Raw genomic sequence first — 26,497 nt, forward strand, 5'->3', positions numbered from 1 at the left:
TTAATGGTTAGATGATTACCACCAAGCTTCCGCTTGTACACCGAACTGGAATGTATCGTCAGAACGACCGTTGTCGAATGTGTTTGAGTTGTCCGCTTTATCCGCTGTTAGGTAAGAAGCGTATAGACGGATTTCAGGACGAGCCCAGAAGCTAGAGCCAGCAGACCATGCTTGAGCAACTGTTAGCTTACCGTATTTGTTTTCGTCACCGTCGTTATCATCAATCGCGTAACCCGCTTCGAAGATAGTTTTATGGTTGTCGTCCCATTTGTACATTGGACGAACGACTACAGACATAGTTTCCCACTTGTCTTGACCAGCCCACATTTCTTCACCAACACCGTATACTAACTGGTGACCCATTTCCCAGCTGTCACCCATGCCGATTACACCCCAGTTGATTAGGCGGTAACCAGATGCGCCATCTTTCGCTTCTGCACCGTACCAGCTACCGTCACCGTAAAACGCCATTGTTTTAGAGTAACCTTCAGTACCGTACTGAACTACAGTTTTGTTGAAGCCTGAATCTAGACCTTGAGTCAATTCAGCTGTGAACATTACGCCATCTTTTGCATCTTTAGTGCTGTTTGGCGCAGCGTCAGTTTCGTTAACTAGTGCGTAGTTAAGACCTAGCTCTAGAGAAGCGTTGTTCCATAGTTGAAGACCTGCGTAACGTGCATCAAGTGTGTTTACGTTTGCAGCTTTACCGTCGTTACCTGGGTCAGTGATATCGCTACGGTCGTTACGTACCCATGCTAGAGATAGTTTACCTGGACCCGCTTCGATGTTTTCGATACCAGCACCAGCACCAGAAATGTTCCAGTAGTAGAAGTCAGAGATATGGATATCGTGACGTTGGTAGTAACGTTTACCAGCCCATAGCGTTGCTTCTGGAGCGAAGTCTAGAACGCCTTTAGCTTGAACGTTGAACTGACGTAGAGCAAATTGTGCATCGTCAACACACTCTACTTTGTCGCCCTTAGCATTTAGACCACAGTTAGCCGAAGTGCTTTCCCAGTCGTTTGAACCGTTAGAAGTCATTGCGAACATTGAGTCAACGTAGAACGTTTTACCGTTGTTGTTGTAAACTTCTTTACCTAGTTGAACTTCACCGTATACATCGCCTTCGTTACCTAGACGACCGATTTTGTTCTTCTCAAATGTTACTTGTTGGCCACCATCAGCGCTCACACCAACACCAGCACGCATGTAGCCGTGGAAATCCACTGCGAAAGCAGAACCAGCAGCTAAAGTTGCAGCAACAGCAGCAGCAATTACACTTACTTTTTTCATTCTTAACTCCATTAAGGGTATTTATAATTCTGTCTTCCCTGCTCACTCTTTTAGGTGAATATAGGCAGTAAAAATGCACCTAAAGAAAGAGAGGTAAGATGGGAACAAGTCCCCGTTTGTTTCAACAGTCTTAAGATTACCCAAGGCGTACAAGGATGACGTCCTCCACCCCAAACTAATTTAGGGGGGATGAGAAAGGATGAGAAAAATTACCGAATGGTGTTTTTTCGAGTCAGATCACCAATCTAGGGAGGAATTAGTAAGTTTCTTCGGTTTATAGTGGCTACAAAGTGATAGCCATTTCATATTTTCGTCAAAAATAGGACGTAGAAAGTAATTTAATTACAGTGATAATTTTCGTTCTAAGGTGGTTGACCTAAGTAAGACAAAGTTTTTTACTTATAGTTTCTTAAAGGTAGCAATAAATATTAAAAAAAGTATCTCTGATGACACGACTTCACTCTCGCCCCTACCCACTTGGTGCAACCCTAAATAAAGAAGGTTGTAGCTTCGCTATTCATGCGCCAAGCAGTAAAGACATTCAACTTGCGCTCTTTGCAGAAGACGGCAGCTATGCACTGTACGACTTACCAAATGAATATGCAGGTATTCGTCATACTTTTATTCCAGACATTAAATCTGGGCAAAAGTATGGCTATGTGGTGACGCATCAAGACCAACCTTTGCTGATTTCTGATCCTTACGCAAAGTCGATTGATAAAGCCCTCCACTACCAACCTCCTTTCTCTCCTGCAAAAAGCTTTGATATGCCTAAATGTGTCGTTATCGAGGATCACTTCGATTGGCAAGACACCGATCACCCTCGCATACCAAGAGAAGAGATGGTGTTATTTGAAACCCACGTAAAAGGGTTAACTCAACAACACCCAGAGGTCCCAAGTGATGACAGAGGACGTTACCTAGGTTTATCGTCACCTGAGATGTTGGCGTTTTACAAACAACAAAACATCAATACGTTGCAATTGCTACCTGTTGCTGCGTGTATGCACGAGCCGCATTTGCTTAAGATGGATAAGGTGAACTATTGGGGTTACAACCCTTACCTTTTCATGGTGCCAGATCCTCGTTATGCCGAAAAAGATGCCGTCACAGAACTCAAAACTACCATTCGAGAGCTGCACAAGCACGGCATCGAAGTGATTCTTGATGTCGTGTACAACCACACGGCGGAAGGCGGTGAAGGTCCGACTATCTTCAACCTAAAAGCACTCGATCCTCGCTGTTACATCAAGCATGGTCCTCACTATGCGAACTTCACTGGTTGTGGCAACACGGTGGACCTGACTTATCAGCCAGCACTTAACCTCGTTATGGATACGCTGCGTTACTGGGTGAGCGAATTTAAAGTTGATGGTTTCCGTTTTGACTTGGCAGCAACACTCGGTCGCCAAGGGGACGATTACAACCCTGAAGCGGCATTCTTTAAAGCGGTCGCGCAAGACCCAGTTCTTCGCGAGACAAAGCTGATTGCAGAACCTTGGGACATCGGTCCTAATGGCTACCAAGTGGGTAACTTCCCATTTGGTTGGAACGAGTGTAACGACAAACTACGAGACATCTCCCGCAGCTTCTGGCGCGGCGATCAAGGTTACCTAAAAGAGTTTGCGACGCGCTTGATGGGATCTCGTGATATCTACAGCGCAGCGAACTGGCCTTACAAACTCACAGTCAACTACATCACATATCACGACGGTTTTACCTTGCAAGATCTCGTGTCTTACAAGCAAAAACATAACGAAGCCAACGGCGAAGAGAACCGTGACGGTCATGGTGATAACCGCTCGGAAAACTATGGCGTTGAAGGTGAAACCGAAAACCTAATGATCATCGCCACACGCGAAAAGCAAAAACGCAACCTGATTGCTAGCTTGCTGTTCGCGTTCGGTATTCCTCATATCCTGACTGCAGATGTGCTATCCCATACGCAGGGTGGCAACAACAACGCCTACTGTCAGGATAACGAAACTAGCTGGTTGAACTGGGCAACATCTGAGCGCAAGCAAGATTTCAAAGCATGGATTTCACAAATGGTGGCAAACCGTAATCAATACATGGTGCCATTCATTCGCGCTTTTAGTGGTGAAAATCGTAATAACAACCGCATCTTCTGGCGTCGTATTGATGGCAGCTTGATGGAACATGACGATTGGAACCGTTTAAGCTCAGTAGCGCTGCATTTAGGCATTGGTAAAGAAGGGCAAGAATTGGTTTACTTGATCAACCAAACCAATGCACCAGCGCGCTTCAAGCTGCCAAGTGAGCGTGGTCAAGAATGGGTGACGGTGTGCGATACCAACGTACGTAACCTAAACCCAGGACATGCGGAAGGAGAAGTCTTGTTGTCTCCAACTTCGATGGCAATTTTGCACTATAACCCAAAGCAAGAAGCCTAACGGATTCGCCGTCCAATCCTACAAGTTCTTACAAACCCAGCTGCATGCTGGGTTTGTTTTATGGACGTTTCGAGCAGATATCCATCAATCAGGTCAAAGAACACACCATACGCATTGATGCGATAATGAAACTAATCTAATATCGTTAGCCAAATCACATTTATAATATCTACAACGTAATTTGGCACCATGGCTTTACCTAAATTCTTAATCCGTATTCTGCGGCCTTACCTGCTACTTCTCGCAGGATTTATGGTCTATCTGGCTTATGCTCAGTTAGTTGATTCTGAGTCGATGGTTTATCGGCAATCTCAAACCAATATCATCACCGCCGAGCGGCTGATCCACTCCCAAATCGAAGCGGCTTTCAGCAAATTCTATCTACTAGAAACCGCACTAAAGACAAGCAAGCAAGACCTTAATGATCCTGACTTTCGTGAGCTAAGCCAAGGCATCATCGATTACTCACCACAGTACTCCAACATTCTCTACACTACGACAGATAGCAACATTGCCTATGGTCTTTCTGGTCAGGTAAAACAAGCGGATATCAGCAAGATCTTATGGCATAAGCTGAATACCGTCAGTGATAAATTTTCCATCTCTTCGCTATACCAAAACCCGCAACAACGCTGGGTATTTGCCATCAAACATGACAACCCAGACCTCAAATACCAACTTTGGTTAGAGTTCGATCTCCTCCATACTACTCAGCAGCTACGCGGTCTTAAAACTTTGAACAAAGGCTATGTGTTTGTCGTAGACAGAGACACCGAACGCTTGGTGTTCCATCCTGATCCAAGCCGAATTGGCGATAACTCTGTCAGTTATCACGGTGGCATTAGCGAGAAAGTAGCCGCAGGATTGTTGTTTGGTAAACATGAATACTATTACCAAGATAACTTTAAGATTTCGGTCTTCGACGCAGACAACGGATTAAACTGGGTGTTTGTGGCGGGCACAGACCGCGCCGACATCCTCAACAACAGTTATCCATTTACTCTTACTGCAGGTGTCATTGCTTCTTTATTAGCTCTAGCGATTGGTATCAATTACCTCACTTACCAACTGCATTTGTCACTCGCGCGCCTAAATGGCACTGAGAGCGTTGATGAGTTCAAAACCCAACTCAAGCATGTTTTGGATCGTTTCTGCTATCACAGAGGCATACAGTTCTGTTTATACGACAGCTTGAATTACAGCTTTTACACCCTCGATTATCACGGTAACAAAAAGCTCGTCTTAACCGATGCCGAACTCGCGGCGCGTTTTTCTCATAGTGCGTTGACTTACCGCAACAAGAAGTACGGCGACGAGTTGACGAAAAAGCTCAAGATCAACAGTAACCACTACTGCATTCCGTTGTTTGATGGACGAGAACTGCTTGGGGTGACTTACGTCAGTTGCCGATTCCCAACCTACAAATGCGTGCTCAGTTTGATTCAGAACTACGCCCAAGTAGCGTTGGCAAACCTCAAATTGCATGACCGTTTACGCCATCAAGATCCAATGACGCAACTCGAAAATAAAGCGTGTTTAGCTGCAAAAGTGTCGAGAGAGCTTCATTCAGAGAACCGTTTTATCGCGATGGTCGATATTGATAACTTCAAATACATCAACGATAAATTCGGTCATCCAGTGGGCGATTTGGTCATCCAAAAAACAGCTGAAGTGATGCGCGACTGTTTCCCTAAACCAAAAGGGATTTGTTTAGCGCGCTATGGTGGTGAAGAGTTTGCAATCGTGTTCCAAGCCAATGACGAATTCGATGCCAAACACCAACTGGATAACTTCCTAACGGTGCTGCAAAGAAGCCATCTCACTTTGGGTTGTGGCGATGTGCGATTTACGGCAAGTGTTGGATTTACACCATTAGAAACCAGTTACCATCACGTGGTGGAGCAAGCTGACAAAGCGCTTTATCAAGCAAAAAGATTGGGCAAGAATCGCGTCTGCCACCTAAAAGCAGCATAACGCTTTTCTTTTCCAAAAACGACAAAGCCAGAGCAAACATCGCTCTGGCTTTTTTGTTTTTATTACAGTCAGTTAAATCAAAAAAACTGACACTCCCCTTTCCTCTTTCCCGTCTTTTAACCGACTCAAGTTCTGCCCCCAAACACCCTCTCGTTAATCAGTTCTGAACAGGTGTTTATTTTTCTTTGATTTAACTTAACGGCTCTCACCAATAACCTTAAATACATCAGGGGATTGCATGAAGCCAATTGAAAATGAAAGAACTGGACGATTACATAGAGCAAATAAATTTAGACCTGACTAACGAGATGTTAGAGGAGCTAGGTTGGATTAGCGACAACGTTCATCAAGTGTTTTATTGGCTCATTGCCGCCATCCTATTCGTTGTATTGATTTGGGGTATTTTTTAATGAAGGCATCCAATCCATCTTATGGTCAGGTTTATTTGGTTGGGGCGGGCACAGGCGATGCATCACTGCTCACCATTAAAGCATTTCGTCTGCTCAATCGTGTTGATGTTGTGCTTTATGACCATCTGGTTTCGGAAGAAGTCTTGGATGTAATTCCACGAAAAACCCTAAAAATCTGCGTGGGTAAACACTACGGTAAGTGTTCGCAAACGCAGGCAGAAATCAACGAAATGATGAAGGGCTACGCAATCACAGGTCTGACGGTATGTCGCTTAAAAGCGGGCGACCCGTTTGTATTTGGTCGAGGCGGTGAGGAAGCGACCTATTTAACACAGCAAGGCATCAACTATGAGGTTGTACCGGGTGTAACTGCGGCACTTGGATGCTGCGCTTACGCGGGGATACCGGTCACTCATAGACAAGTTTCGAGGGGTGTAACCTTGGTAACGGGACGAAACTGTAATGATGCTAGCGAACCGAATTGGAGCGCACTTGCCGCCATCGACCACACCCTAATTTTCTACATGGGGCTACACAAAGCAGAAGCGATTGCAGACAACCTCATTGCTCACGGTCTCGCGCCAGATACACCTTGCGCCATCGTCAGCAATGGAACACGAGAAAATCAAAACAAGATCGTCACTACCTTAGCCGGACTGTATGAAACCTGCAAAACGCAAAAACCACCACTGCCAGCAATCATAGTGGTTGGAGACGTGGTTTCCCTTTCACAGTCACTGGAATGGTTTGAGTCCACCGCCGAGCCCTGTTTAGAACGCACGATTCATTAGTTTTTGAAAATAACGAGATAGAACAATGCCTAAGTTTTTAACTACTCAGCAAATGGGTTCGGCGATCGAGGCGTTACGTCATAGCTATAAGGTGATGGCGCCCGTCTATGAAGAATACGCGGGTCGTTTTGCCCATACCCCAAATTTGGATTACCAAGAATTGGAACGTTACGACCAACTGGAGTGGAAAGAGAAAAGCCATTTTTCACCCAAAGAGATCGTCTTTCCGATCACCGAAACCCTGTTTTGGTTTAACGCCGACGAGTTGCGAGAATCCAGTGTCGATGCGCGCCCCGTGTTTCTGTTTCTCAGAGCTTGTGACATCAATGCGCTCAAAAGCCTTGATTACATATTTTTAGAAAACGGCGGTCACGAAGACTTCTACTACAAACGTCTGCGCCAGAAACTCAAACTCGTACTGATTGAGTGCAGCGAAAGTTTCGAAAACTGCTTTTGTGTCTCTATGGGCACTAACAAAACCGATAACTTCGCCGCTTCAGTGCAATTTAGTGACCACGGCGCCATTGTCACTATTAAAGATCCAGAATTGACACCGTATTTTTCACAAGGCAAAGACGTTGAGCACAATGTCAGCTTCGTCAAGTCCAATCCTGTCAAAGTGCGTACGCCAGATTCGGTTTGCGATGATCCGGCTAAAGTACGCGAAGTGTTACTCGGTCATCCAGTGTGGTCAGAATACGATTCACGCTGCATTGGTTGCGGTCGCTGCACTTCCTCATGCCCGACTTGCGCCTGCTTCAACGTGTTTGATGTGGTTTATAACCAAGAAGCCAAAGTGGGAGAACGTCGCCGCCAACACGCCAGTTGCATGATTGATGGTTTCTCGGATATGGCAGGCGGTCACAGCTTCCGTCATAAAACTGGAGAGCGCTTACGTTATCGCGCTTTACACAAGGTCAACGACTTTAAGTCTCGCCAAGGCGAACACCATATGTGTGTCGGATGCGGGCGCTGCGACGACCGATGCCCTCACTACATCTCATTTAGCAACATCATCAACAAGATGACATCGATTGTAGAGGAGGCGCTCTAATGTGCGATTGTGAAAACAAAATGCTGCCGCAAAGCTACCCGATTATTCATATCGAAAAGCACACAGAACTGGAATGGAACTTTCGCGTTGCGTGTGACTTTCCGGTGCACTACGGACAATTTGTCGAAGTGGGTTTATCCCTTGTGGGTGAAGCTCCTATTTCCGTCTCCGACTACGGCTTAGGTTACGTCGACTTGCTGATACGTAATGTCGGCAAGGTAACCAGCGAGCTGTTCCAATTAAACGCCAGTGACCGCGTGATGATGCGCGGCGCAATGGGCAATGGCTACCCGATGGAAGAGTACCAAGATAAACACCTCATTGTGGTCGCGGGCGGCACTGGCGTTGCTCCGGTTAAAGGGCTGATAAACTACTTTCACAACAACCCAAGTGATGTGAAGAAGATGTCTTTGATCCTCGGATTCAAAAACCAAGATGCCGTGTTGTACAAGAACGACTTGCTGAATTGGTCTTACTCCAATCACGTCATCACCACCTTGGATGACGGTGGCGACGAACACTTCTATGAAAGCGGCTTAGTTACCGAACACATCAGCAAACTTGATCTCTCTGACAAGGAAAACATCCGCGTCATCGTAGTAGGTCCACCGATCATGATTAAGTTCGTCGTGCAGGACTTCTTATCCAGAGGCATTCAAGAGGACCAAATTTGGGTCGACTACGAACGCAGAATGGCTTGCTCAGTTGGTAAATGCGGCCACTGCCGAATTGGCGACAAGTACGTGTGCTTGGATGGTCCGGTTTTCCGTTATGACCACGCCAGAACCATGATCGATTAGGAGGGAATCACAATGACGATGGACGTAGATATCATCAAAATGCGCGCCAATGGCGATTACCGCCTATCGAAAGTACGTGGCGAGTGCATGATCAGCGTACGCATTCCAGGTGGCATTATGCCTGCTTACCTGCTCGGCGCTGCGCAAGAGATCGCCGAGAAGTGGGGCAATGGTGTTATTCACCTCACCACGCGACAAAAACTGGCGATGCCCGGCATTCGCTATGAAGATATTCCAGAGGTCAACAAAGCGCTGGAGCCCTTCATCAAAGACATCACCGTCGATACGTGCGGCATTGATGTCGAAGACACACAAGCAGGTTATCAGTCGATTGGTGGGCGTAATATCGTCGCGTGTCAGGGCAGTCGAATCTGCCAGAAAGCCAATACCGATACCACTGGCTTGGCACAGCGAATGGAGCGTCACGTTTACCCAAGTAAATACCATTTAAAAATGGTCATGGCAGGCTGTCCGAACGATTGTGCCAAAGCCAATATGGCAGATTTCGGCATCTTCGGTATCGCCAAGATTAATTTCGAAAGTCATCGCTGTATTGGTTGTGGTGCTTGCGTCAAAGCTTGTGCGCACCACGCAGTAGATTGCTTGTCACTCAAAGACGGTAAAGCGGTGAAGGAAGAAAGCAAATGCATTGGCTGCGGCGAATGTGTGCTTGCTTGTCCGACACTGGCTTGGCGTCGAGATCCAAAACAATTCTATATGGTCAAACTGGGCGGTCGAACTTCGAAGAAGACCCCTCGCGTTGGCAAGATGTTCCTCAATTGGGTAACGGAAGACGTCCTACACCCTGTCATCGACAATCTGTTCGAATTTGAAAAAGAGATGTTGGGCGGTAAGCCGATTTACCTTCACATGGGACATCTGATCGATAAAGGCGGCTACTTGCGTTTTAGAGAGCGTGTCTTAGATGGCGTTAGCCTAAATCCAGAAGCCAAAGTCGCCGAACGTATGTATTGGGCAGAAGATGAATACGTAGCGAACATGCACGTGAAATAGGCATAATATGAACAAACTAGAAGAAATGTTTAGAGAGGCGTTAGCCCCGGCAGGTATTACCATTAACGGCTCGAATCCGTGGGATATCCAAGTATTTAACCCAAAAGTGTATGAGCTTGTGATGCAGTCAGGCTCCTTGGGTTTAGGGGAAGCGTACATGTCCAAGATGTGGGATTGCAGTCGCTTGGATCAGTTCTTTGAACGCGTACTTTTAAACGACATTGAAGGCAAACTGGGGCTGGCTGAAAAACTCAAGTTTGCCTCTTCCGCTGCGAAACTAAAATTGAAAAGCTGGGTTAACCCGCAGAGCATTGAGCGCTGTAAATTCGATGTACCGCACCATTATGACATCGGCAATAAGCTTTACCAAAAGATGCTCGATTCACGCATGACTTACACCTGCGGATACTGGAATCGAGCTTCGACACTGGATGAGGCGCAAGAGCACAAGATGGATTTGATTTGTCGCAAGCTCGATCTGCAACCGGGGATGCGTATTCTCGATATTGGCTGTGGTTGGGGAAGCTTTATGATTTACGCAGCGAAGAAGTACGGCGTTATCTGCGATGGTCTCACTCTATCCAAAGAACAAAAGAAGCTCGGCAGCAAACTGGCGATAGAAAATGGCGTAGTCGCGAACTTCATTTTGAAGGACTACCGCGAGTTCAAACCCACCGTGCAATACGATCGCCTAGTGTCGATTGGTATGATCGAACACGTGGGACCGAAGAACTACGCGGAATACTTCGAGTGCGCAGAGCGCTTCATGAAAGATGATGGCGTGTTCTTGCTACACACCATTGGTTCACACCACAGCACTACCGCATCGGACCCGTGGATCTCGAAATACATCTTTCCAAATGGTGTCATTCCATCGATGAAGAACCTCGCAGAGGCGATGGAAGATCGATTCAACATCGAAGATGTGCACAATTTCGGTGAAGACTACGACAAAACCCTGATGTGCTGGTTCTCCAACTTCCAACAATCGTGGAATCAAATCAAAGGCGATTACAGTGAAGATTTCTACCGCATGTGGAAATACTACTTACTCAGCTGTGCTGGCGCCTTTCGCTCACGAGATTTGAGCCTATGGCAACTCGCCCTAACTAAGATTGGTCGCCGTCGTCCACTGACCGTACGTTCCATGTAAGCAATCTGCCTCCAGATTGTGTTTTGAGCACCTTCGTTTGGCTCCAAGCCAGAATGGGCGGTTTCATTCTGGCTTTTTTTACCGTTCACAGTTCACTTCCACAGTCCGAAAAGTCCCATTTAGGGGGTTTTTATAGTGACTCTCCTCGCAAAAACTAATACTTAGTAACGTCTAGTGTTACTTTTAGTCTTGTGCGCTATGACTTGTTGAGCATTGATGGTGCCGTTCGCTCGACTCAGGCAATCTTCCTCTCAACCAAGGCTCATCCCAACAAACAAAACCAGAGCCAAGATACCATTTTGAGAGTCACCACTATGAAAGCCATCAAATCAATCATCATCGCACTACTGTTTACATCGACACTTTCTGGGTGCGTTTCAACGCCCGGTAACTATCGCTTGGCACCCAACGTTCGTCCTACTTTGATGAATGCCAATATCAACGTTCAACCACTGGTTAACACCGCAGTCTCCGTTGGCAAAGCCGTACTGCCTTATGCGATATCAGCGGGACACGCTTACGTTAATACGCCTTATTTCCTATTGCGATAAACCCGCCAAACCCATGACGGTCACAACGACAAAAAACAAAGCCGATGCTTCTCAGTGCATCGGCTTTTTTGTTGGTTAGACTTGCTTAACTCATTATTCGCAAGGCGGTGCTAGGTGAATCAAAGCCAATCCACCCAGTGACGTTTCGCGGTATTTCTTGTTCATGTCTTTGCCCGTCTGATACATGGTTTCAATCACCTTATCTAACGAGATCAAACATTTACTATTACGCTTTAATGCCATGCGAGAAGCATTGATCGCTTTCATTGCGCCCATTGCATTACGCTCAATACACGGTACTTGCACTAAGCCACCGATTGGGTCACAAGTCATGCCTAGTGAGTGCTCCATGGCAATCTCAGCCGCAATACAAATCTGCTCATTGCTGCCACCACGTAACGCGGTCAGGCCAGCTGCCGCCATAGAGGAAGACACGCCAACTTCGCCCTGACAACCTACTTCAGCGCCCGAGATAGACGCATTAGTTTTGTACAAAATGCCAATCGCACCGGATACAGCAAGGAAGTCTTTAAGCTGTTTGGTATCAAGCTCTTTGATGAAGCGATGGTAGTACATCAATACCGCCGGAATCACACCTGCTGCACCATTAGTTGGAGACGTTACGACTTGTCCACCAGCGGCGTTTTCTTCACTCACAGCAAAAGCAAACAGGTTAATCCAATCCATGATTTCCATTGGATCGTTTTCGATTGCTGCATTTGCTTCAAGTTTCTTCAGCAAGTTTGGCGCACGGCGGGTCACGTTCAAGCCGCCGTCCAAGATACCTTCTGTCTCGAAACCACGCTCCATGCAACGCGTCATCACACGCCAGATCTGTTCTGCGCGTTGATTAATGGCTTCCATATCCTGAAACGCTTGTTCGTTTTTCAGAATCATGCCACCGAGGCTCATGCCATTCTTCTCTGCTTGTGCCAACATTTCGTCCGCACTGGAGAATGGAAACTCAACTTCTACGGGAGCAGTCGCACTGCCATTTTGCAGTTCATCCGCCGTTGCTATGAAACCACCACCGATAGAGTAGTAAGTTTCAAACCCAACCTGATTGCCATGCGCATCTAACGCAGTAATCGTCATGCCATTCTCATGCAGAGGAAGGTTCTCTTCGTGGAACAACATGTCCGTTTTGTAGCTGAATTCGATTTCATGACGGCCATCGACAGACATCATGCCCTCTTCAATCGCCTTGCGCATCGCTTTGTTCGCAGAAGCGATTTTGATGGTATCTGGTTTGTTACCCAATAGACCTAAAATCGTTGCACGGTCAGTATGGTGACCAATCCCCGTTAACGAGAGTGAGCCGTATAAATCGACTTGAACACGAACCACTTTTGCCAAGTTCGATTCAATCAAACGAGTGAAGTGGTAACCCGCGATCATTGGACCATTGGTGTGAGAGCTAGAAGGGCCCACACCAATCTTGTAAATATCAAAGATGGACAGCATAAACTTACCTATTACGACAATGCAGCATAAAGCCAATCAGGGAGAACCATACAAGCAGCAATGGTCGCCACAGCGAACACCAACAGCCCGTAATGGCTTGCGGTTGGCTTTGCAAAAAGATGTTTTTGATTATTGATAAAAATTTGTTGCTCGGCAGTCACAGCGCCCCAACGACGGCTCACTAACACACCAAACAAAAGGAAGACGAACGTGCCAATTGGCGCGAACCACGGCCAAGCCACGTCGAGATACATCGCAGTAAACACCGCAATCACACTCATGATACTGCCAACGATCACGCCTTTCTCATTGGCTTTCGCCCAGAATAAACCAAGCACGAATGAACCCAAACGAATACCAACAAAGATAGAAGTCAGGCTAGCGATGGTTTTGAGTACCGATTCATTCGATACCGCCAGAAGAGCTGGCACTACCACCATAGCCGCAGCGAGCAAACTCATCTTTCTTGCGACTTTTTCGTAGTGCTCTTCATCGGCACTTCTGCGAACGAAACGCTTGTAGATATCGAACGTTGCGACGGTCGCCATCGAGTTGTAGGTCGAGTCCAAGGTCGACATTGCGGCCGCTGCCAATGCGGAAATGATCAAACCAACCACAATTGGGTTAGTGTGGTTGAAGACGAAATCCAAAATCACTTCGTTACTGTTTTCAAACAATTGATCTTGATAGAAAACACTCAAAAGAACACCGAGTACCGCGAAGAACAAGTACACGAAAAACGCACCGTAACCACACAACAGCATCGACTTCTGCGCCGTCTTTTCACATCTCGTCGCTAACGTACGTTGGATGATCAATTGGTTGGTGCCGTACACACTCAAATGCAAAAAGCTCACGGCAACCACGCCAGCCCAGAGTGTGGTATCCACGCCCAAATCAAAGTCTAAGTTGATGATATTCAGGTGATCACGAGAAAGGTAATCTGCCGCATTAATCTCTGTCATTAGAATGGCAAAGATAGCGATGCTGCCCGCAACCAATACTGCAGATTGCAACATATCGGTCCAGATAACCGTGGAAATCCCGCCCGCATAGGTATAGCAAGCGGTGAAAATACTAATGTAGATAATGGCTTCAGAAATACTGATAGGCAGAACTTGCACTAAGATCAGCGCCACGGCATACAAAATCACACCCGCAGAGATACATTGAACCACAATAAACACAATCGAGTTGATGGTTCTTGCATACACCCCAAAGCGGTGCTCAAGGTATTCATAAATCGAAGTCAGACCCAGCTTATAGAAGACAGGTACAAAGAAAATGACAGTGAAAAAGATAACGATGGGATAGTTAAGGTGAATACTCATCGCTTCCATGCCAGAGCTATAAACCCAACCAGGCATCCCTACAAACGTCATCGCACTAATGTAAGTCGCAAGTATCGAAACACCTGCCGTAAACCAGCCAAATTGCTTTCCACCCGTGGAAAAGTCGCCACCATTGCTGTAGCGCTTATTCACTAAATAGCTGATTAGTATGGTAATTGCTACATATAACGCAATCACCACAAAACTTGAGTACGTAACCATTTTAAGGTTTTCCTAATTCTGGGTAGCTAATTATTATGCCCAGATATTACTGTAAAAAGGCATTTTTAAACGACAATCCCACTGTAAGTGTGATTATTATCACCAATATAGGCGAAAATATATTCAAAATCGCCAAAAACGCCGATTAGTGAGATCCTTGTCACTAAAACCCACAAAATGGGTACGCATTCATTTTAAAATTGATTTTGATCACGGATCTAATAACCTTAAAAAAACTATGATTCACCCCGACACGAAATCGAAGATGATCCAAATAAGATCGTGTTCATTAAGTTTGAATAGCAACAAATCCTAAGTGAAATAGAGGTTTATCGGTCATGAATGCCAAAAGACACATGAGCGAAGTTCCTATGATTCAAAGGGTAGCTGCCTATCTAGCGATACTGGTTGGTTACTTTTTCTATTGTTATAACTTTGTAATTATTGACTACGTACGCCCATACATTGTTGAAGCGTATGATGGTATTAGCCTGTCAGACACTGCCCAGTTCTATACATGGCAGTCGGTTGGTGCACTTATCGGTGCATTGAGCTGTGCTTGGTTCGCAACAAAATTTGGTAAGAAATCCACTCTTATTACCATCACAGCCCTAAACGGTGGCGCAACGATCATCAATATGATGTTCACCGACTACGCAACATGGGCAGCAATGCGTTTCATCATTGGTTTGTCACTGGGTGGTTACTTCACCGTGGCAGTAAGCCTAATGATCGGCCTATTTACGCCAACGGTACGTGGTAAGTTGACGGCATTCGCGTCTTCTATGTTCTCTGTAGCACTGATGGTAATGGGTGCCTATGCAGCGTTTATTGCAAGCATTGATGCACCATGGGAAAGCCTAATGCTTGTAGGTGGTATCCCACCATTGGCAGCCGCTGTGGTCATGATCTTTGTACTACCTAGCGACAGCAAAGTGATCGCTTACGGTGAAGAAGAGCAAGCAAAAGTAGAAGAATCAAATGCACCAGCGAAAAAAGGCTCTTGGGGCGAAATGCTAAGCAAGCCTTACCGTAAGATCACACTAACGTGTCTATTACTGGCTGGCCTTAACTTCTACGGTTTCCAATTCTTTGGTGGCTTCGTAACCACATACCTACGTGATGTACGTATGTTCGACGGTGCAACCATCGGTCTCATCTTCTCTATCTCAGCATTTGGTTCACTGTTTGGTGCGTGGTTCTGGGGTTGGGTAGCTGACAAATTCGGTCGTAAGGTGAACGCGTTTGGCTTCATCCTAGCGGGCATCATGGTTTCAATCTTCTTTGTTGCACCTGGCGACATGGTGATTGGCGGCCTAAACATGCTGGCTCTACTTGGTCTGATTTACAACTTCGGCCTGTCTTCTTCAGCGGTATGGGGTGGTTACTTCTCAGAACTGTTCCCAGCACACCTACGTAGCTACGGCGCGGCGCTATTCCACGGTGGTCGTATCCTCGGTATGTGGGCACCAATGGTACTTATCTTCATCCAAGAGCGTACCGACCTACAAACCGCAATGTGGGGTTCACCAATCGTATGGATCCTTGCTGGTCTTCTATGGCTATCACTGCCAGAGACACTAAAAGGCGGCGTGTTCGATAAGAGCAAAAAAGCCGAAGCAGCAAAAGCGTAACTGAATTTCAAAAACTCCGGCTGGCTCCCGGGCCGGATGAAAAAACTTAATTTCGAGTCCTGTTCCCAAAGCCGACTCGACAGCAAATAAGAGAGTTTATTATGTCTAAATATCAAGAAGCGAAACGCGTTGTACGTGAATACTTCAGCGCAATGGAAAACGCAACTCACGAGAACGTGGCAGAAGTACTAAAAGCACACACTTCAGAAGATTACCTATGGCGTGGTGTTTACCCATTCCGTGAGCAACAAGGCGCTCAAGCAGCAGCTGACGTTTTCTGGGCTCCTTTGATGAAATCAATGACTCGCATGCAGCGTCGTCAAGACATCTTCATCGGTGGTGAGAACGAAGTAACATCAGGTGAAATCTGGGTAATGAGCATGGGTCACTTCATGGGTCTATTCGACGCTGAATACCTAGGCATGCGCCCAACTGGCAAAATCATGAACATCCGTTACGCAGAATTTAACTGTGTTGAAAACGGCAAGATCACTAAGACTGGCATATTCCTAGACCTTCTAGGCGCGATGGACCAAGCAGGTTGTTACCCACTACCACCATCAACAGGTAAGCACTTCGTATACCCTGGTCCTCGTAACCACGACGGTCTACTGTTCGAAGACGCAGCACCAGAAGAAGGCGTAGCAACACTAGCACTAGTGAACAAGATGGTTGATGACCTATCTGCACTAAACGACAGCGGCGCTATGGGCTGCCCACCAGAAGTTCTTGAGAAGAGCTGGTCTAAAGACATGATCTGGTACGGTCCATGTGGTATCGGTGCGTCTTACACAATTCCTCGTTACCAACAGCAGCACCAATTGCCGTTCCGTAACAACCTGAAAGACAAGAAGTTTAACGGCCACGTATGTCGTTTCGCAGAAGGTAACTTCTCTTGTTTCTTCGGCTGGCCAAACCTATCTAACACGCCAATCGGTGGTTTCCTAGGTATGACAGGTGGTGAAGTACGTGCAGACATGCAAGTGGTTGACGTTTACTACCGTGACGGCGACAAGCTATCTGAGAACTGGGTACTGATCGACCTTCCTTACTGGCTAAAACAGCAAGGTCTAGACGTGTTCGAGCGTACTCAACAGATCCTAAACCCTTCTCTATAAGAAGTCCTAGGGGCGGATTGTCAACCCGCCTTTATGTTGCCTGAATCCCCTCTCGGTTCAGGTGACATGCTCCCAACTCGTGCCTCAAGGATGGGGCACAACCTCAAGATAGAACCCTTATTCAAAACGGGCATGAACGCACGGTGGCTTTCTGCGCCCTGAATAATGAGATTGATGATGAAAAAGTCGACCCTTTCTGCAGTGATTTTAGCAGCGCTTACTTCTAGCTCAGCCTTTGCTGCACACACTTTTGTTAATGACGCTGGCGACAGCCTAACCATCGATGGCCGTTTCGATCTTCGCTACCAAGACCGTGGCGGTGATGACAATGGCGAATGGAACAGCGGCAGCTCACGTTTCGGTTTGAAAGGCCAAATGGGTCTGGATAACGGCTGGACTGGTTTCGGTCACGCGGAATGGGGCTACAACTCTGGCGCGAACGGCGACAACATATACGACCGTTTGCTATACGCAGGTGTTGAGCACGAAAAATACGGCAAAATTGCTGCGGGTACTAAGCAGTGGTCTACCTTCTACGACGTAGCATGGTACACCGATTTAGGTCGTGTATTTGGTACTCGTGGCTCAGGTGTTTACAACCTAGCTGACTGGGGTATCGCATCCGGTGCTGGTCGTGCAGAAAACTCAATTACGTACCGTAATTCAATTAATGAAAAAGTGAGCTACGGCTTTACTTACCAAACCACGCGTGAAGATGTTGCTCTAGCAAACAATGCGACAGCCTCACTGAAAAACGGCATGGGTGCGTCTATCACTTACAAACCGGTTGATGGCGTAACACTGGGTGCAGCTTACCATCAAAATGAAGTTGCAGATCTAGACGCAAGCGTGGTTGGCGTAGAAAACGGCGACAACATGCGCATCATGCTATTGGGCGCAAACTACAGCAACGGTGGCTTCTACGCGGGTGCGACTTTCCACGTTGGCGAAAACTGGGAAGCAGTGAGCCAAGGCGGTACGGACGTAATGTTCGATACCCTAGGTGGCGAAATCTACACTTACTACCACTTCGACAACGGCCTACGCCCAACGTTGAACTACAACTACATGGAAGATCGTGGTGACGAGACGCAAGGTTACGAGCGTAACTTGCTGATTCCTGGTCTTGAATACCACTTCCAGAAGAACAAATTCCTAGTTTGGACTGAATACCAGTTCGACCTAGGTAAAGATCAGTACGATGGCAGCAAATTCGAAAACCGTGATGATCAATTCGCGGCAGGTATTCGCTACTACTTCTGATAACCACGAGATAAGTTATTCCGGTTACGTAACTTATTCGATTTAGTGGAAATGGGAAATAAGAGCAAGCCTTACCTTTTTTGGGTAAGGCTTTTTTCGTATGCAAAACATGAAATGTGACTTGGGTACTACCCAAATTGCGCCACCAAAGACAATCTAACCCTTTATTTACTTAAATCTTGCTTATTTCTCTTTATGACTACGTACCTATTTGTGTTAACCTAGTCACAGTTAAACTGACTTATGAATCAACTCACATGAATCCTGCAAAACAAACCGTAACATCGAAGGACGTTGCCAAACTGGCTGGCGTTTCTCAATCTACTGTATCGCGTGTGTTTGTTCCGGGCAGCTCAGTATCTGAAAAGACCAAGCAAAAGGTCTTCGAAGCCGCGAAAGCCCTAAACTACCGTCCAAATGCTTTTGCACGTAGCTTGACCACCAACGAATCTAAGTTGATCGGTTTGGTATTCCCAGATGCGGACTACCCTATCCACATGAAAACACTTCAATTGATTTCAAGTGAATTGCAGAAGCAAGGCTACTCAGCGGTGTTGATTCCATGGCAAGTGGATGATGAAGACAACCACTCGATCCCGAACATCTTCCAATACCGTGTAGATGGTGTCATTGCCGCTTCCGCTACCTTCAACAAATCACTGTATGAAGAGTGTGAAGAGTTCAATATCCCTATCGTTCAGTACGCGCGAGTCGTAGAAGGCACAAAGAGCAGTTACGTAATCAGTGACAACTACGAAGCTGGTCAACAAGCGGCACAACTGCTGCACAAAAGTGGGGTGAAAAACGCGGTTTACCTGACGGGTGAAGTGCCAACCTTTACCAACGACGAGCGTCAAAGTGGCTTCAGCACTGAGTTTGAAGACTTAACGGGCAAGACGCCGCGAATTATTGAAGCGAGCTACGACTACGCAAGTTCGCTGGATAAAGTACGTGCGATGCTAGCCGATAAGAATCGTCCAGAAGCCGTGTTCTGTGCAACCGACAACCTTGCAATGGCGGTAATGGACATTGCACGTATTGAGTGTGGTATTCGTATCCCTCAAGATCTGAAAGTCATCGGCTTCGACAACATTCCACAAACAGAATGGTTGAGCTACCAACTGACTACTTTCCGCCAAGACTTCCGTCGTCTAGCGCGTGAGTGTGTGAAAATTATCGTTGATCAAATCAACAATAAAAACAGCAGCTTGGTGAAGATGATGGTGCCAGTCAAATTGATAGAGCGCAGCACAACCAAAGCCTAATCCCAGAGAAGCCAACCCAAGCGCTTGGCTTTTTTATTTCCTCATTTCTTCTTTCTCTTGCCCCTCATCTTTTACTTCTACTTCTAAGATTTCGAGCCAATGGCTCATTTGGTGTTGTGAGAAAAAATGAACCAGTGTATATTTATGGACCATTACAGTATATGAACCAATCTCAAGAGACGCATTGCACCCATGGCTACCTTTCTCTATACGCGGCACTCGCCTAAAAACCGGGCTTACCCTGAGCAGCTCAACGCTTTGAAAGCCTTTGATCCTGAAGCAATTCACCTTGAGGACAAGGTACGCGGCTGCACACCACCAGCCGAGCGACAAGCCTTTCAACAACTCTTAACTACCGTGCAAACCGGTGACACCGTTGTACTTTGGTGGCTAACCGCCTTAGGCCGAGACTTCAGCCAAGCACTAAGCACTATTCAAACTCTGCTTAATAAAGGCGTCACCCTAAAAACGGTTTGTGAGCCGTTGACCTTTGAACCAGGTTCGGTACAAACACAAACCTTGATCTCACTGCTTTCTGGCTATGGGCAAGTCCAAACTCAACACCGTCTATTTGCCGCGGAACAAGGTCGCAAGGCGCTCAAAGACAATCCACAGATGTGGAAGCAGAAATTCCGAGGCCGTCCGGCAGATAAAGCAAAACATCAACACATCGCGACGCTATTGTTGGAAGGAAACACGCTCCAAAGTGTCGCAGAGCAATGTGATGTGAGCCTATCGACGGTAAAACGGGTGAAAGCCAAGCTAAATCAGTTCGATGAAGAAGGAAGCCTACGTCGCCGCGGTGATGGTGAAAAGTCATGAGTCGAGCATTCGAATTTAAAACCATCTTGCTAGCTTGTTTGATCATCAGCGTTGGTCAACTCAGCATGGGCTTGGTGTTTCCATCATTGCCTTGGATTGCGAAAGACTTTGATATCTCCCTCGACCAAGCTCAGCTATTGGTAAGTGTTTACTTACTTGGATTCGGTCCCTCTCAGTTTATCTACGGCCCAGTATCTGATGCACTAGGTCGTAAAAAAGTCCTACTTACTGGCTTGTTGATTGCTATGCTCGGTCTGTTGATGATCATCTTCTTCAGCAATACCTTCACTGGTATGGTGATGGGGCGTTTTCTGCAAGGTCTGGGAACAGGTTGTTGCGCCGTATTAGCTCGTGCATCCACCCGTGACCGCTTTAGTGGACCAGAGCTGCCTGTCGCCCTTTCCTACATCGCAATGGCTGCGTCTATCACACCATTAGTTGCCCCCGTTATTGGTGGCTTCATTAACGCCCACTTCGGCTGGACCATGGTGTTTATTTCACTGCTCGGTTACGTCTCACTGGCTTGGATTGTTATATTGGTGCGCTTTAAAGAGACCATCACACAAACCTCCCCACTGCCATCACCGAAAAAAATGCTGCTGCAATATCGTGATCTGCTGACTTCTCGTTACTTCATGAGTTTTGCCAGTATCGGTTGGCTTAACTTCAGCTTGATGATCACCACTGTTTCGGTAATGCCTTTTATCATGCAAAACCAAATTGGCATGACATCTGATCAATACGCGATGTGGGCACTGATTCCTGCATTTGGCATGATTTGCAGCACCAGTATTTGTAACCGTGTGCGCCCAATCATCGGCACGAAGAAGATGCTACTGGCGACGCCTATCCTGCACCTAAGCTCCGCAGTGTGGCTGTTCTTTTGCCCAGTCGAACCGCTATATTTGATGCTTGGTCAACTGCTGATGATCTTAGGCAATGCGATCGCTCTACCTTGTGCTCAAGCCATGGTTATGCAGCCATACAAGAAGCAAGCAGGAGCGGCGGCTGCCATGTCGGGCGGTGGTCAAATGGTGGTGTCATCCTTGGTCAGTATGGCGCTCGTGCAGCTCGGTTTGAGCCAAGCGTGGCACTTGTCGTTAGTGATTGTGGTATTCGCGACAATTACATTGACCAATATCTTGCGAGGCTTTGCAACTGAGCAGCCTTCAGAGCAATAGCAAGGATAGATAAACAAAAAGACAAGTTAATTTTGCTTAGCTTGTCTTTTTGTTTTTTAAAGCAGGAACAAATTAATCGTTATTTTTCTTTGCGTCTAAGATAGCTTGAATACGAGGATGCAGCTTATTACCGTGCTCATGTTCGTATTCTTCACGCTTTAAGTCCGTCATGCTTTTCACCGAGTGAGTCGGTAAAGCAATAGGTGCTGTCGTGAGCTTTCCTTTCTCAAGCAATTTCATCGCCTGACGGTAGTATTCACGGAATTTCTTTAAAATCAGATGCTCAGGCAGTCGACGTAGCTCGTAGAACTTGCTTTGCATTAACCACAATTCAATATCGTCATTTGGCGTACGTGCCACGACTCGGTTTAACGCATCCTCCAACTCAGATTCCGTTGGTAAATCTTTCAATACCACCAATTCACCCATAATTGGCGGCCATCGGTCCCCCGATTGAAGACGCTCGCGACAGTGCTGGATAATTCGCACTAGCTCTTTATCTGTAAGCGAATCCGCGAAATCTAAAAAGCGACCTGTTGGACGTTTACCGTAGCTTTGCACCCATGTTGATTCATAGATACTAAAGAGCGTACCAAACACCTCATTGCATCGATCGCTCGCTTCTTGAGTAACGACAAGCGCTTGCTCAGAAAGCGTCGGCTGAGGTTCAGAAACAATGGGCTGCTCCCAGCTTACGCTAGGTTCATTTTTCACAGTAAGAGATTGACTGGTAGATACTTTATCTTTGTTCAAGTGATCCACGTTAGCTTCAATACCAAGTTCACGAAGTCGACTTTCGAATGACGAAAAGTCCACTTTTTTTGGTTTTTTAGAATAGCTCATAGCTTCTATCTCTTTGGGTCAATTAGAAGGATGGTTTCTTGCCTTGCTCTCTCAAAAATTGTCTAAATTCTTCAGAAGGGCTGACATGCTTATCTCGAGCACTGCTGTGCTGTTGATATCTCGCTTGTTTTTGGCGATCTTTTTCCATCCACTGCTTCTTCAAGTTAATCGAATATCTTAACTTGTTGACGAATTGGGTAACAGGACCAATGAAGTTTGCCTGCGTTTTTTGGTACAACACGAACTCTTTCCAGAATACACGTAAATCCATATCTAAAGCAGAGTGGTGCAGCTCTCTTTCCGCCCAGTTTGGAATTGTGTTTTCATCGAGATCGTAGGAGTTGAGATAACCACTATTTGGACGACTGCTACTTTCAACGCTTCGATAACTATTTGGCGCTGCTGGTTCTTCGGCTTGGTGGTTACTGGTTAGTTTTTCTAAACGCCCAGTTCGTTTACTTTCTTCAAGCCAGTTTTCAAAATTGCGCTCCAACCTTGAAATGTTGACATTGCCCCGACCATTTTGGCGAATAAATTCACGCCAAACATCGTCTCTATAGCTTGCCGGAACCTTATAGAAATCACATGTTTTATTTGCCCATTGCGGCAGGCCAGCTCCTTCTAACGTCGTGATCGACGGTTTCTCTGTCATTGGCGCGGCTTGTTGTACCGATGGTTGAGGCGCAGATTGAGAATCGGAGTCTAATGTGAGCTGACATGAATGTCTCTCTACACTGCCTTCACGTGTGGTTCGCCCCATAGCGAGCAAACCTTTCTGCGATAAAGCAAACAAGATGCTACTTAACTTGAACTCTTCGCACAGACACTCTTGTGTAATATCACGCAAGACAAACGATGCTTGTCCATCTGCGCTTGCGATGTCCGACAGTTTTAGAAGAACCAGCTTCTCTTCAGCACTAACGTTGTGTGCCTGCCAAGCTAAATAGGTGTGTTTATAACTCATGTAATACTCCCAAGTTGCCCGCAGATTTTACTAAGATGCTACAGAGAAGAAAACAGATAACTTTTACTCCATCACTTTCATTGATGGTAAATCACACGCTTTTCAACATTAGCTTGAGCAAATGCGCAACAATCCTAATTAATTATATACAATGCCGTCCGCGCTGTGTCTCTGTTGGGTGATGAGTTGGACAGTTTTATACTTGGAAAATCAAAATAAAACGCCCACTTAAACAAAGTAGGCGCTGTTATTTTCAAACCATGCTGGAGGTTTCAACTAAGAACTTTGCAGGCTTACCAAAATCACGCCAGCGGTGATCAAGCCAATCCCCATCCAGTTAACCATACTGAGCTTCTCTCCCAGCAAAACCACACTGAAGATCGCAACTAACACCACACTCAACTTGTCGATAGGTGCAACTTGAGAAGCTTGCCCCAATGACATAGCGCGAAAGTAACACAGCCATGATGCGCCGGTTGCTAAGCCCGACAGCACCAAAAACACCATACCTTTGGTCGAGATCTCACCTATGGCACTGAATTGCTTAGTCGCGTAAGCAATCAAACCGACTAAAACAAGGATGACGCAGGTACGAATAAAGGTCGCCAAGTCTGAGTTGATATTGGCGACACCCAGTTTGGTCAATACTGCGGTCATCGCTGCGAACACAGCTGACATAAGCGCCCAAAATAACCAAGAAGTTTGTAGCATTGCCTTTCCCCATTCATCCCTAAAAGCAAAAAAGGCGTTGCAGAGTATACTGCAACGCCATGTGTTCGAATCAGTGTCTCACCAGAGCTTAGAAGTCTGCCGTCATACCAACGTAGTAAGTACGTGGCGCTTCTACATAGCCGATGTTCTCTAGTTCTTTAGATACACGTTCGTCAGTCAGGTTAGTGATACCCGCACGAATACGCAGCGCATCGCTCACATGATAAACCGTGCCTAGATCCATTGTGGTGTAAGCATCTTGAGTTAACTCTGAATCAATCTTACGCTCACCACGGTAGCGCGCGCTAGCAAACAGGTTCAAATCTTGAGTTGGGTACCAGTTTAATCGTGCAAACGCAGAGTGCTTGTAACGCTCGTTCAACTCTTCACCTGTCGACTTATCTTCAGTATCCAGATAAGTGTAGTTACCTGACATCGCCCATTGCTCGGTAAACTGAATGCTACCGGTCAGCTCCACACCTTGAATTACCGCTTTTGATACGTTTTGGTAAGATTTGTACGGGTTAGACAACTCACGATCGATAGGGTCACCATTGTCATCGATACAGCTCATCACAGCACTCGACCATGTACCCACTTCACAGAAGATATCCGTTTGTTCGATCAGGTTTTCGATTTCGTTACGGAATACCGCACCTTCTAGGTTCCAGTTACGACCGCTGTACAATGCCGAGAACTCATAGTTAACGCTGGTTTCTGCTTCCAGATCTTCGTTACCTACGATGTTACAGTTGCCCTTACAGCTGTTCATCGAGAAGTCTGGATGGTTTTGCGTCATGGTTGGTGCTTTAAACGCTTTACCCACACCACCTTTCAATACCAAATCATCCGTTGTTTGATGTACTAGGTACACACGCGGACTGAACTCTTCACCGTAGTGTTCGTGCTTATCCAAACGACCACCAATCGTTGCCGTCAACGTATCGGTCATTTCCCATTGGTCTTGAACGAATACGGCACCTTGGTATGCCTCTGCTTTGTTGCCCTTAATATGCTCAGGGTTCGTAAGTTGGCTAGTTTGGTAATCCACACCAAAGCTTACTGTGTGGCTTTCACCTAGATAAGTCGTTGCTGACGCCTCAAAGATTTGTGTCAGCTCTTCAATTGAATCAGCACCATCGTTTGCCGCTTCAATGTTCTCTACGTTTTCACGTGAGTAACGAACTTGCGTATCACCCCAAGACCAAAACCCAGTGTGCGATAACGCTTGGCTGTTACGTTTAACGCGAGATTCAGAGTAAAGCACAGTCGTTGCGCTTTCAGCCGCCGTATCACGTTCATCATCGCTGTAACCAAGATCTAAATCGATGAATTGGTTATCAGCCAAATGCCAAGAAAGTGTACCGAACATCGCCAAACTGTCACGACCTTCAAGAGCAGTAATTTCTGAACGGTCGTAATCTTGACCTTTCACGCTCTTAATTCCTGTGTACGGCTGCCATGCATTGCGGCTAGTTTGAGAAACCGAAAAACGAGCAAATAGTGTGTCGTCAATCAGAGCGCCAGATGTAGTCAAACCTACGGTGTATTCTTGACCGCCATTGCCATCATTCGGCGATGTGTTATCTAGGCTAAGCTGTGAGCTCCAATCGTTGTCTGGCGACTTGGTGATAATGTTAATCGTACCGCCCATGCCGTCTGAACCATAAAGCGCCGACATAGGACCACGGATGATCTCTACTCGCTCAATTGAATCCATTGGGATCGCAGAAAGATCAAAGTCGTTACCACGTACAATCGCACTTGCTGAACTCATGCGACGACCATTTACCATGATCAATGTGTACTTAGAATCCATACCACGGATAGAAATTTGCTGACGACCGGCACGTGTGCTGTCGAAGTCTGACTCCACGCTGGTTGCATTAGACACGATGTCTGCCAGCGTGATGCCCGGATCGTTTTCGATATCTTCAGCGGTGATCACCGACATAGAAGCTGGTGCGTCTTTCAGCTCCATCTGGGTACGAGTTGCTGTTACAACAAGCTGCTCATCAGCTTCGATTGGCGTTGTATCAGCAAAGACAGAAAAAGAAGTACATAGCGCACCGATCACCACTGCTAATGGTTTTGGCGCAAACGGAGTCGTCTTCGACATGGTAAAAACCTATAAACTTTAATGGAACTTATAATGATAATGGTTCGCATTAAATAGCCTTTATTTAACGAAGACAAGCAACCGAGCATTTGCCGAAGTTATTACG

The 26,497-nt window shown here is 46.4% G+C and carries 22 protein-coding genes; 15 read left to right on the plus strand and 7 right to left on the minus strand.

Annotated elements, in window-relative coordinates; all coding sequences use genetic code 11:
- Nucleotides 1-15: 15 nt before the first annotated feature.
- Nucleotides 16-1,293, minus strand: a complete 1,278-nt coding sequence (locus QMY49_RS18450) for a maltoporin (RefSeq protein WP_005449575.1) — start codon at nucleotides 1,291-1,293, stop codon at nucleotides 16-18.
- A gap of 446 nt (nucleotides 1,294-1,739) precedes the next feature.
- Here QMY49_RS18450 and glgX point away from each other — a divergent pair, with 446 nt between their 5' ends.
- From glgX to QMY49_RS18495, 9 genes are all read left to right on the plus strand, one after another.
- The gene (glgX, locus tag QMY49_RS18455; protein ID WP_283315940.1) at nucleotides 1,740-3,707 is read left to right on the plus strand and encodes a glycogen debranching protein GlgX; all 1,968 of its coding nucleotides are present in this window, start codon (nucleotides 1,740-1,742) and stop codon (nucleotides 3,705-3,707) included.
- Nucleotides 3,708-3,959: 252 nt separating this feature from the next.
- Nucleotides 3,960-5,681, plus strand: coding sequence for a sensor domain-containing diguanylate cyclase (locus QMY49_RS18460; RefSeq protein ID WP_080994678.1), 1,722 nt, complete (start codon nucleotides 3,960-3,962; stop codon nucleotides 5,679-5,681).
- A 254-nt stretch (nucleotides 5,682-5,935) separates the two neighbouring features.
- Nucleotides 5,936-6,091, plus strand: a complete 156-nt coding sequence (locus QMY49_RS18465; protein WP_009695888.1) for a hypothetical protein — start codon at nucleotides 5,936-5,938, stop codon at nucleotides 6,089-6,091.
- Entirely contained in the window at nucleotides 6,091-6,882 is a 792-nt protein-coding gene (cobA, locus tag QMY49_RS18470; RefSeq protein ID WP_038890465.1) for a uroporphyrinogen-III C-methyltransferase, read from the plus strand. Before QMY49_RS18465 ends, cobA begins: the two co-directional genes overlap by 1 nt.
- A 25-nt stretch (nucleotides 6,883-6,907) precedes the next feature.
- Complete coding sequence (gene asrA / locus QMY49_RS18475) at nucleotides 6,908-7,936, plus strand: anaerobic sulfite reductase subunit AsrA (RefSeq protein ID WP_283315945.1); 1,029 nt, start codon at nucleotides 6,908-6,910, stop codon at nucleotides 7,934-7,936.
- Complete coding sequence (gene asrB, locus QMY49_RS18480; protein ID WP_005449587.1) at nucleotides 7,936-8,736, plus strand: anaerobic sulfite reductase subunit AsrB; 801 nt, start codon at nucleotides 7,936-7,938, stop codon at nucleotides 8,734-8,736. The genes asrA and asrB overlap by 1 nt, the downstream gene beginning before the upstream one ends.
- Nucleotides 8,737-8,748: 12 nt before the next feature.
- The gene (asrC, locus tag QMY49_RS18485; RefSeq protein WP_005449588.1) at nucleotides 8,749-9,750 is read left to right on the plus strand and encodes a sulfite reductase subunit C; all 1,002 of its coding nucleotides are present in this window, start codon (nucleotides 8,749-8,751) and stop codon (nucleotides 9,748-9,750) included.
- A 7-nt stretch (nucleotides 9,751-9,757) separates the two neighbouring features.
- Nucleotides 9,758-10,903, plus strand: a complete 1,146-nt coding sequence (cfa, locus tag QMY49_RS18490; RefSeq protein WP_045485803.1) for a cyclopropane fatty acyl phospholipid synthase — start codon at nucleotides 9,758-9,760, stop codon at nucleotides 10,901-10,903.
- 314 nt (nucleotides 10,904-11,217) lie between these two features.
- Nucleotides 11,218-11,454, plus strand: coding sequence for a hypothetical protein (locus QMY49_RS18495; RefSeq protein ID WP_283315952.1), 237 nt, complete (start codon nucleotides 11,218-11,220; stop codon nucleotides 11,452-11,454).
- Between the two features lie 93 nt (nucleotides 11,455-11,547).
- Here QMY49_RS18495 and QMY49_RS18500 read toward each other — a convergent pair whose 3' ends face one another.
- Both QMY49_RS18500 and QMY49_RS18505 read right to left on the minus strand, forming a co-directional pair.
- Nucleotides 11,548-12,918: an L-serine ammonia-lyase gene (locus QMY49_RS18500; RefSeq protein ID WP_283315955.1), complete on the minus strand. Its 1,371-nt coding sequence runs from the start codon at nucleotides 12,916-12,918 to the stop codon at nucleotides 11,548-11,550.
- Nucleotides 12,919-12,929: 11 nt separating this feature from the next.
- Entirely contained in the window at nucleotides 12,930-14,471 is a 1,542-nt protein-coding gene (locus tag QMY49_RS18505; protein ID WP_283315958.1) for a sodium:solute symporter family protein, read from the minus strand.
- Nucleotides 14,472-14,809: 338 nt separating this feature from the next.
- Here QMY49_RS18505 and QMY49_RS18510 point away from each other — a divergent pair, with 338 nt between their 5' ends.
- From QMY49_RS18510 to QMY49_RS18535, 6 genes are all read left to right on the plus strand, one after another.
- Nucleotides 14,810-16,105, plus strand: a complete 1,296-nt coding sequence (locus QMY49_RS18510; protein WP_045390635.1) for an MFS transporter — start codon at nucleotides 14,810-14,812, stop codon at nucleotides 16,103-16,105.
- A gap of 101 nt (nucleotides 16,106-16,206) precedes the next feature.
- Nucleotides 16,207-17,223, plus strand: coding sequence for a nuclear transport factor 2 family protein (locus QMY49_RS18515; RefSeq protein WP_009695897.1), 1,017 nt, complete (start codon nucleotides 16,207-16,209; stop codon nucleotides 17,221-17,223).
- Nucleotides 17,224-17,400: 177 nt separating this feature from the next.
- A complete protein-coding gene (locus QMY49_RS18520; protein ID WP_029788710.1) occupies nucleotides 17,401-18,486 on the plus strand; it encodes a porin in 1,086 nt (361 codons plus the stop codon).
- A gap of 257 nt (nucleotides 18,487-18,743) precedes the next feature.
- Entirely contained in the window at nucleotides 18,744-19,751 is a 1,008-nt protein-coding gene (locus QMY49_RS18525; RefSeq protein WP_283315964.1) for a LacI family DNA-binding transcriptional regulator, read from the plus strand.
- Nucleotides 19,752-19,943: 192 nt separating this feature from the next.
- Nucleotides 19,944-20,573, plus strand: a complete 630-nt coding sequence (locus QMY49_RS18530) for a recombinase family protein (protein WP_009695900.1) — start codon at nucleotides 19,944-19,946, stop codon at nucleotides 20,571-20,573.
- A complete protein-coding gene (locus QMY49_RS18535) occupies nucleotides 20,570-21,754 on the plus strand; it encodes a multidrug effflux MFS transporter (protein WP_283315967.1) in 1,185 nt (394 codons plus the stop codon). Before QMY49_RS18530 ends, QMY49_RS18535 begins: the two co-directional genes overlap by 4 nt.
- A 72-nt stretch (nucleotides 21,755-21,826) precedes the next feature.
- Here QMY49_RS18535 and QMY49_RS18540 read toward each other — a convergent pair whose 3' ends face one another.
- The 4 genes from QMY49_RS18540 to QMY49_RS18555 form a co-directional block, all read right to left on the minus strand.
- The gene (locus QMY49_RS18540; RefSeq protein ID WP_085319696.1) at nucleotides 21,827-22,597 is read right to left on the minus strand and encodes a YfdX family protein; all 771 of its coding nucleotides are present in this window, start codon (nucleotides 22,595-22,597) and stop codon (nucleotides 21,827-21,829) included.
- Between the two features lie 22 nt (nucleotides 22,598-22,619).
- A complete protein-coding gene (locus QMY49_RS18545; RefSeq protein ID WP_005449608.1) occupies nucleotides 22,620-23,561 on the minus strand; it encodes a hypothetical protein in 942 nt (313 codons plus the stop codon).
- Nucleotides 23,562-23,837: 276 nt separating this feature from the next.
- Nucleotides 23,838-24,272: an EamA family transporter gene (locus QMY49_RS18550; RefSeq protein WP_005449610.1), complete on the minus strand. Its 435-nt coding sequence runs from the start codon at nucleotides 24,270-24,272 to the stop codon at nucleotides 23,838-23,840.
- Between the two features lie 88 nt (nucleotides 24,273-24,360).
- Nucleotides 24,361-26,391: a TonB-dependent receptor domain-containing protein gene (locus QMY49_RS18555; protein WP_283315974.1), complete on the minus strand. Its 2,031-nt coding sequence runs from the start codon at nucleotides 26,389-26,391 to the stop codon at nucleotides 24,361-24,363.
- Between the last annotated feature and the right edge of the window lie 106 nt (nucleotides 26,392-26,497).

The sequence above is a fragment of the Vibrio harveyi genome (assembly GCF_030060435.1).
GTDB lineage: Bacteria > Pseudomonadota > Gammaproteobacteria > Enterobacterales > Vibrionaceae > Vibrio > Vibrio harveyi.

Bases quoted from the DNA above. Each gene is read 5' to 3' on its own strand.
- QMY49_RS18450 (WP_005449575.1), bottom strand. From the start codon at position 1,293: ATGAAAAAAGTAAGTGTAATTGCTGCTGCTGTTGCTGCAACTTTAGCT.
- glgX (WP_283315940.1), top strand. From the start codon at position 1,740: ATGACACGACTTCACTCTCGCCCCTACCCACTTGGTGCAACCCTAAAT.
- QMY49_RS18460 (WP_080994678.1), top strand. From the start codon at position 3,960: ATGGTCTATCTGGCTTATGCTCAGTTAGTTGATTCTGAGTCGATGGTT.
- QMY49_RS18465 (WP_009695888.1), top strand. From the start codon at position 5,936: ATGAAAGAACTGGACGATTACATAGAGCAAATAAATTTAGACCTGACT.
- cobA (WP_038890465.1), top strand. From the start codon at position 6,091: ATGAAGGCATCCAATCCATCTTATGGTCAGGTTTATTTGGTTGGGGCG.
- asrA (WP_283315945.1), top strand. From the start codon at position 6,908: ATGCCTAAGTTTTTAACTACTCAGCAAATGGGTTCGGCGATCGAGGCG.
- asrB (WP_005449587.1), top strand. From the start codon at position 7,936: ATGTGCGATTGTGAAAACAAAATGCTGCCGCAAAGCTACCCGATTATT.
- asrC (WP_005449588.1), top strand. From the start codon at position 8,749: ATGACGATGGACGTAGATATCATCAAAATGCGCGCCAATGGCGATTAC.
- cfa (WP_045485803.1), top strand. From the start codon at position 9,758: ATGAACAAACTAGAAGAAATGTTTAGAGAGGCGTTAGCCCCGGCAGGT.
- QMY49_RS18495 (WP_283315952.1), top strand. From the start codon at position 11,218: ATGAAAGCCATCAAATCAATCATCATCGCACTACTGTTTACATCGACA.
- QMY49_RS18500 (WP_283315955.1), bottom strand. From the start codon at position 12,918: ATGCTGTCCATCTTTGATATTTACAAGATTGGTGTGGGCCCTTCTAGC.
- QMY49_RS18505 (WP_283315958.1), bottom strand. From the start codon at position 14,471: ATGGTTACGTACTCAAGTTTTGTGGTGATTGCGTTATATGTAGCAATT.
- QMY49_RS18510 (WP_045390635.1), top strand. From the start codon at position 14,810: ATGAATGCCAAAAGACACATGAGCGAAGTTCCTATGATTCAAAGGGTA.
- QMY49_RS18515 (WP_009695897.1), top strand. From the start codon at position 16,207: ATGTCTAAATATCAAGAAGCGAAACGCGTTGTACGTGAATACTTCAGC.
- QMY49_RS18520 (WP_029788710.1), top strand. From the start codon at position 17,401: ATGAAAAAGTCGACCCTTTCTGCAGTGATTTTAGCAGCGCTTACTTCT.
- QMY49_RS18525 (WP_283315964.1), top strand. From the start codon at position 18,744: ATGAATCCTGCAAAACAAACCGTAACATCGAAGGACGTTGCCAAACTG.
- QMY49_RS18530 (WP_009695900.1), top strand. From the start codon at position 19,944: ATGGCTACCTTTCTCTATACGCGGCACTCGCCTAAAAACCGGGCTTAC.
- QMY49_RS18535 (WP_283315967.1), top strand. From the start codon at position 20,570: ATGAGTCGAGCATTCGAATTTAAAACCATCTTGCTAGCTTGTTTGATC.
- QMY49_RS18540 (WP_085319696.1), bottom strand. From the start codon at position 22,597: ATGAGCTATTCTAAAAAACCAAAAAAAGTGGACTTTTCGTCATTCGAA.
- QMY49_RS18545 (WP_005449608.1), bottom strand. From the start codon at position 23,561: ATGAGTTATAAACACACCTATTTAGCTTGGCAGGCACACAACGTTAGT.
- QMY49_RS18550 (WP_005449610.1), bottom strand. From the start codon at position 24,272: ATGCTACAAACTTCTTGGTTATTTTGGGCGCTTATGTCAGCTGTGTTC.
- QMY49_RS18555 (WP_283315974.1), bottom strand. From the start codon at position 26,391: ATGTCGAAGACGACTCCGTTTGCGCCAAAACCATTAGCAGTGGTGATC.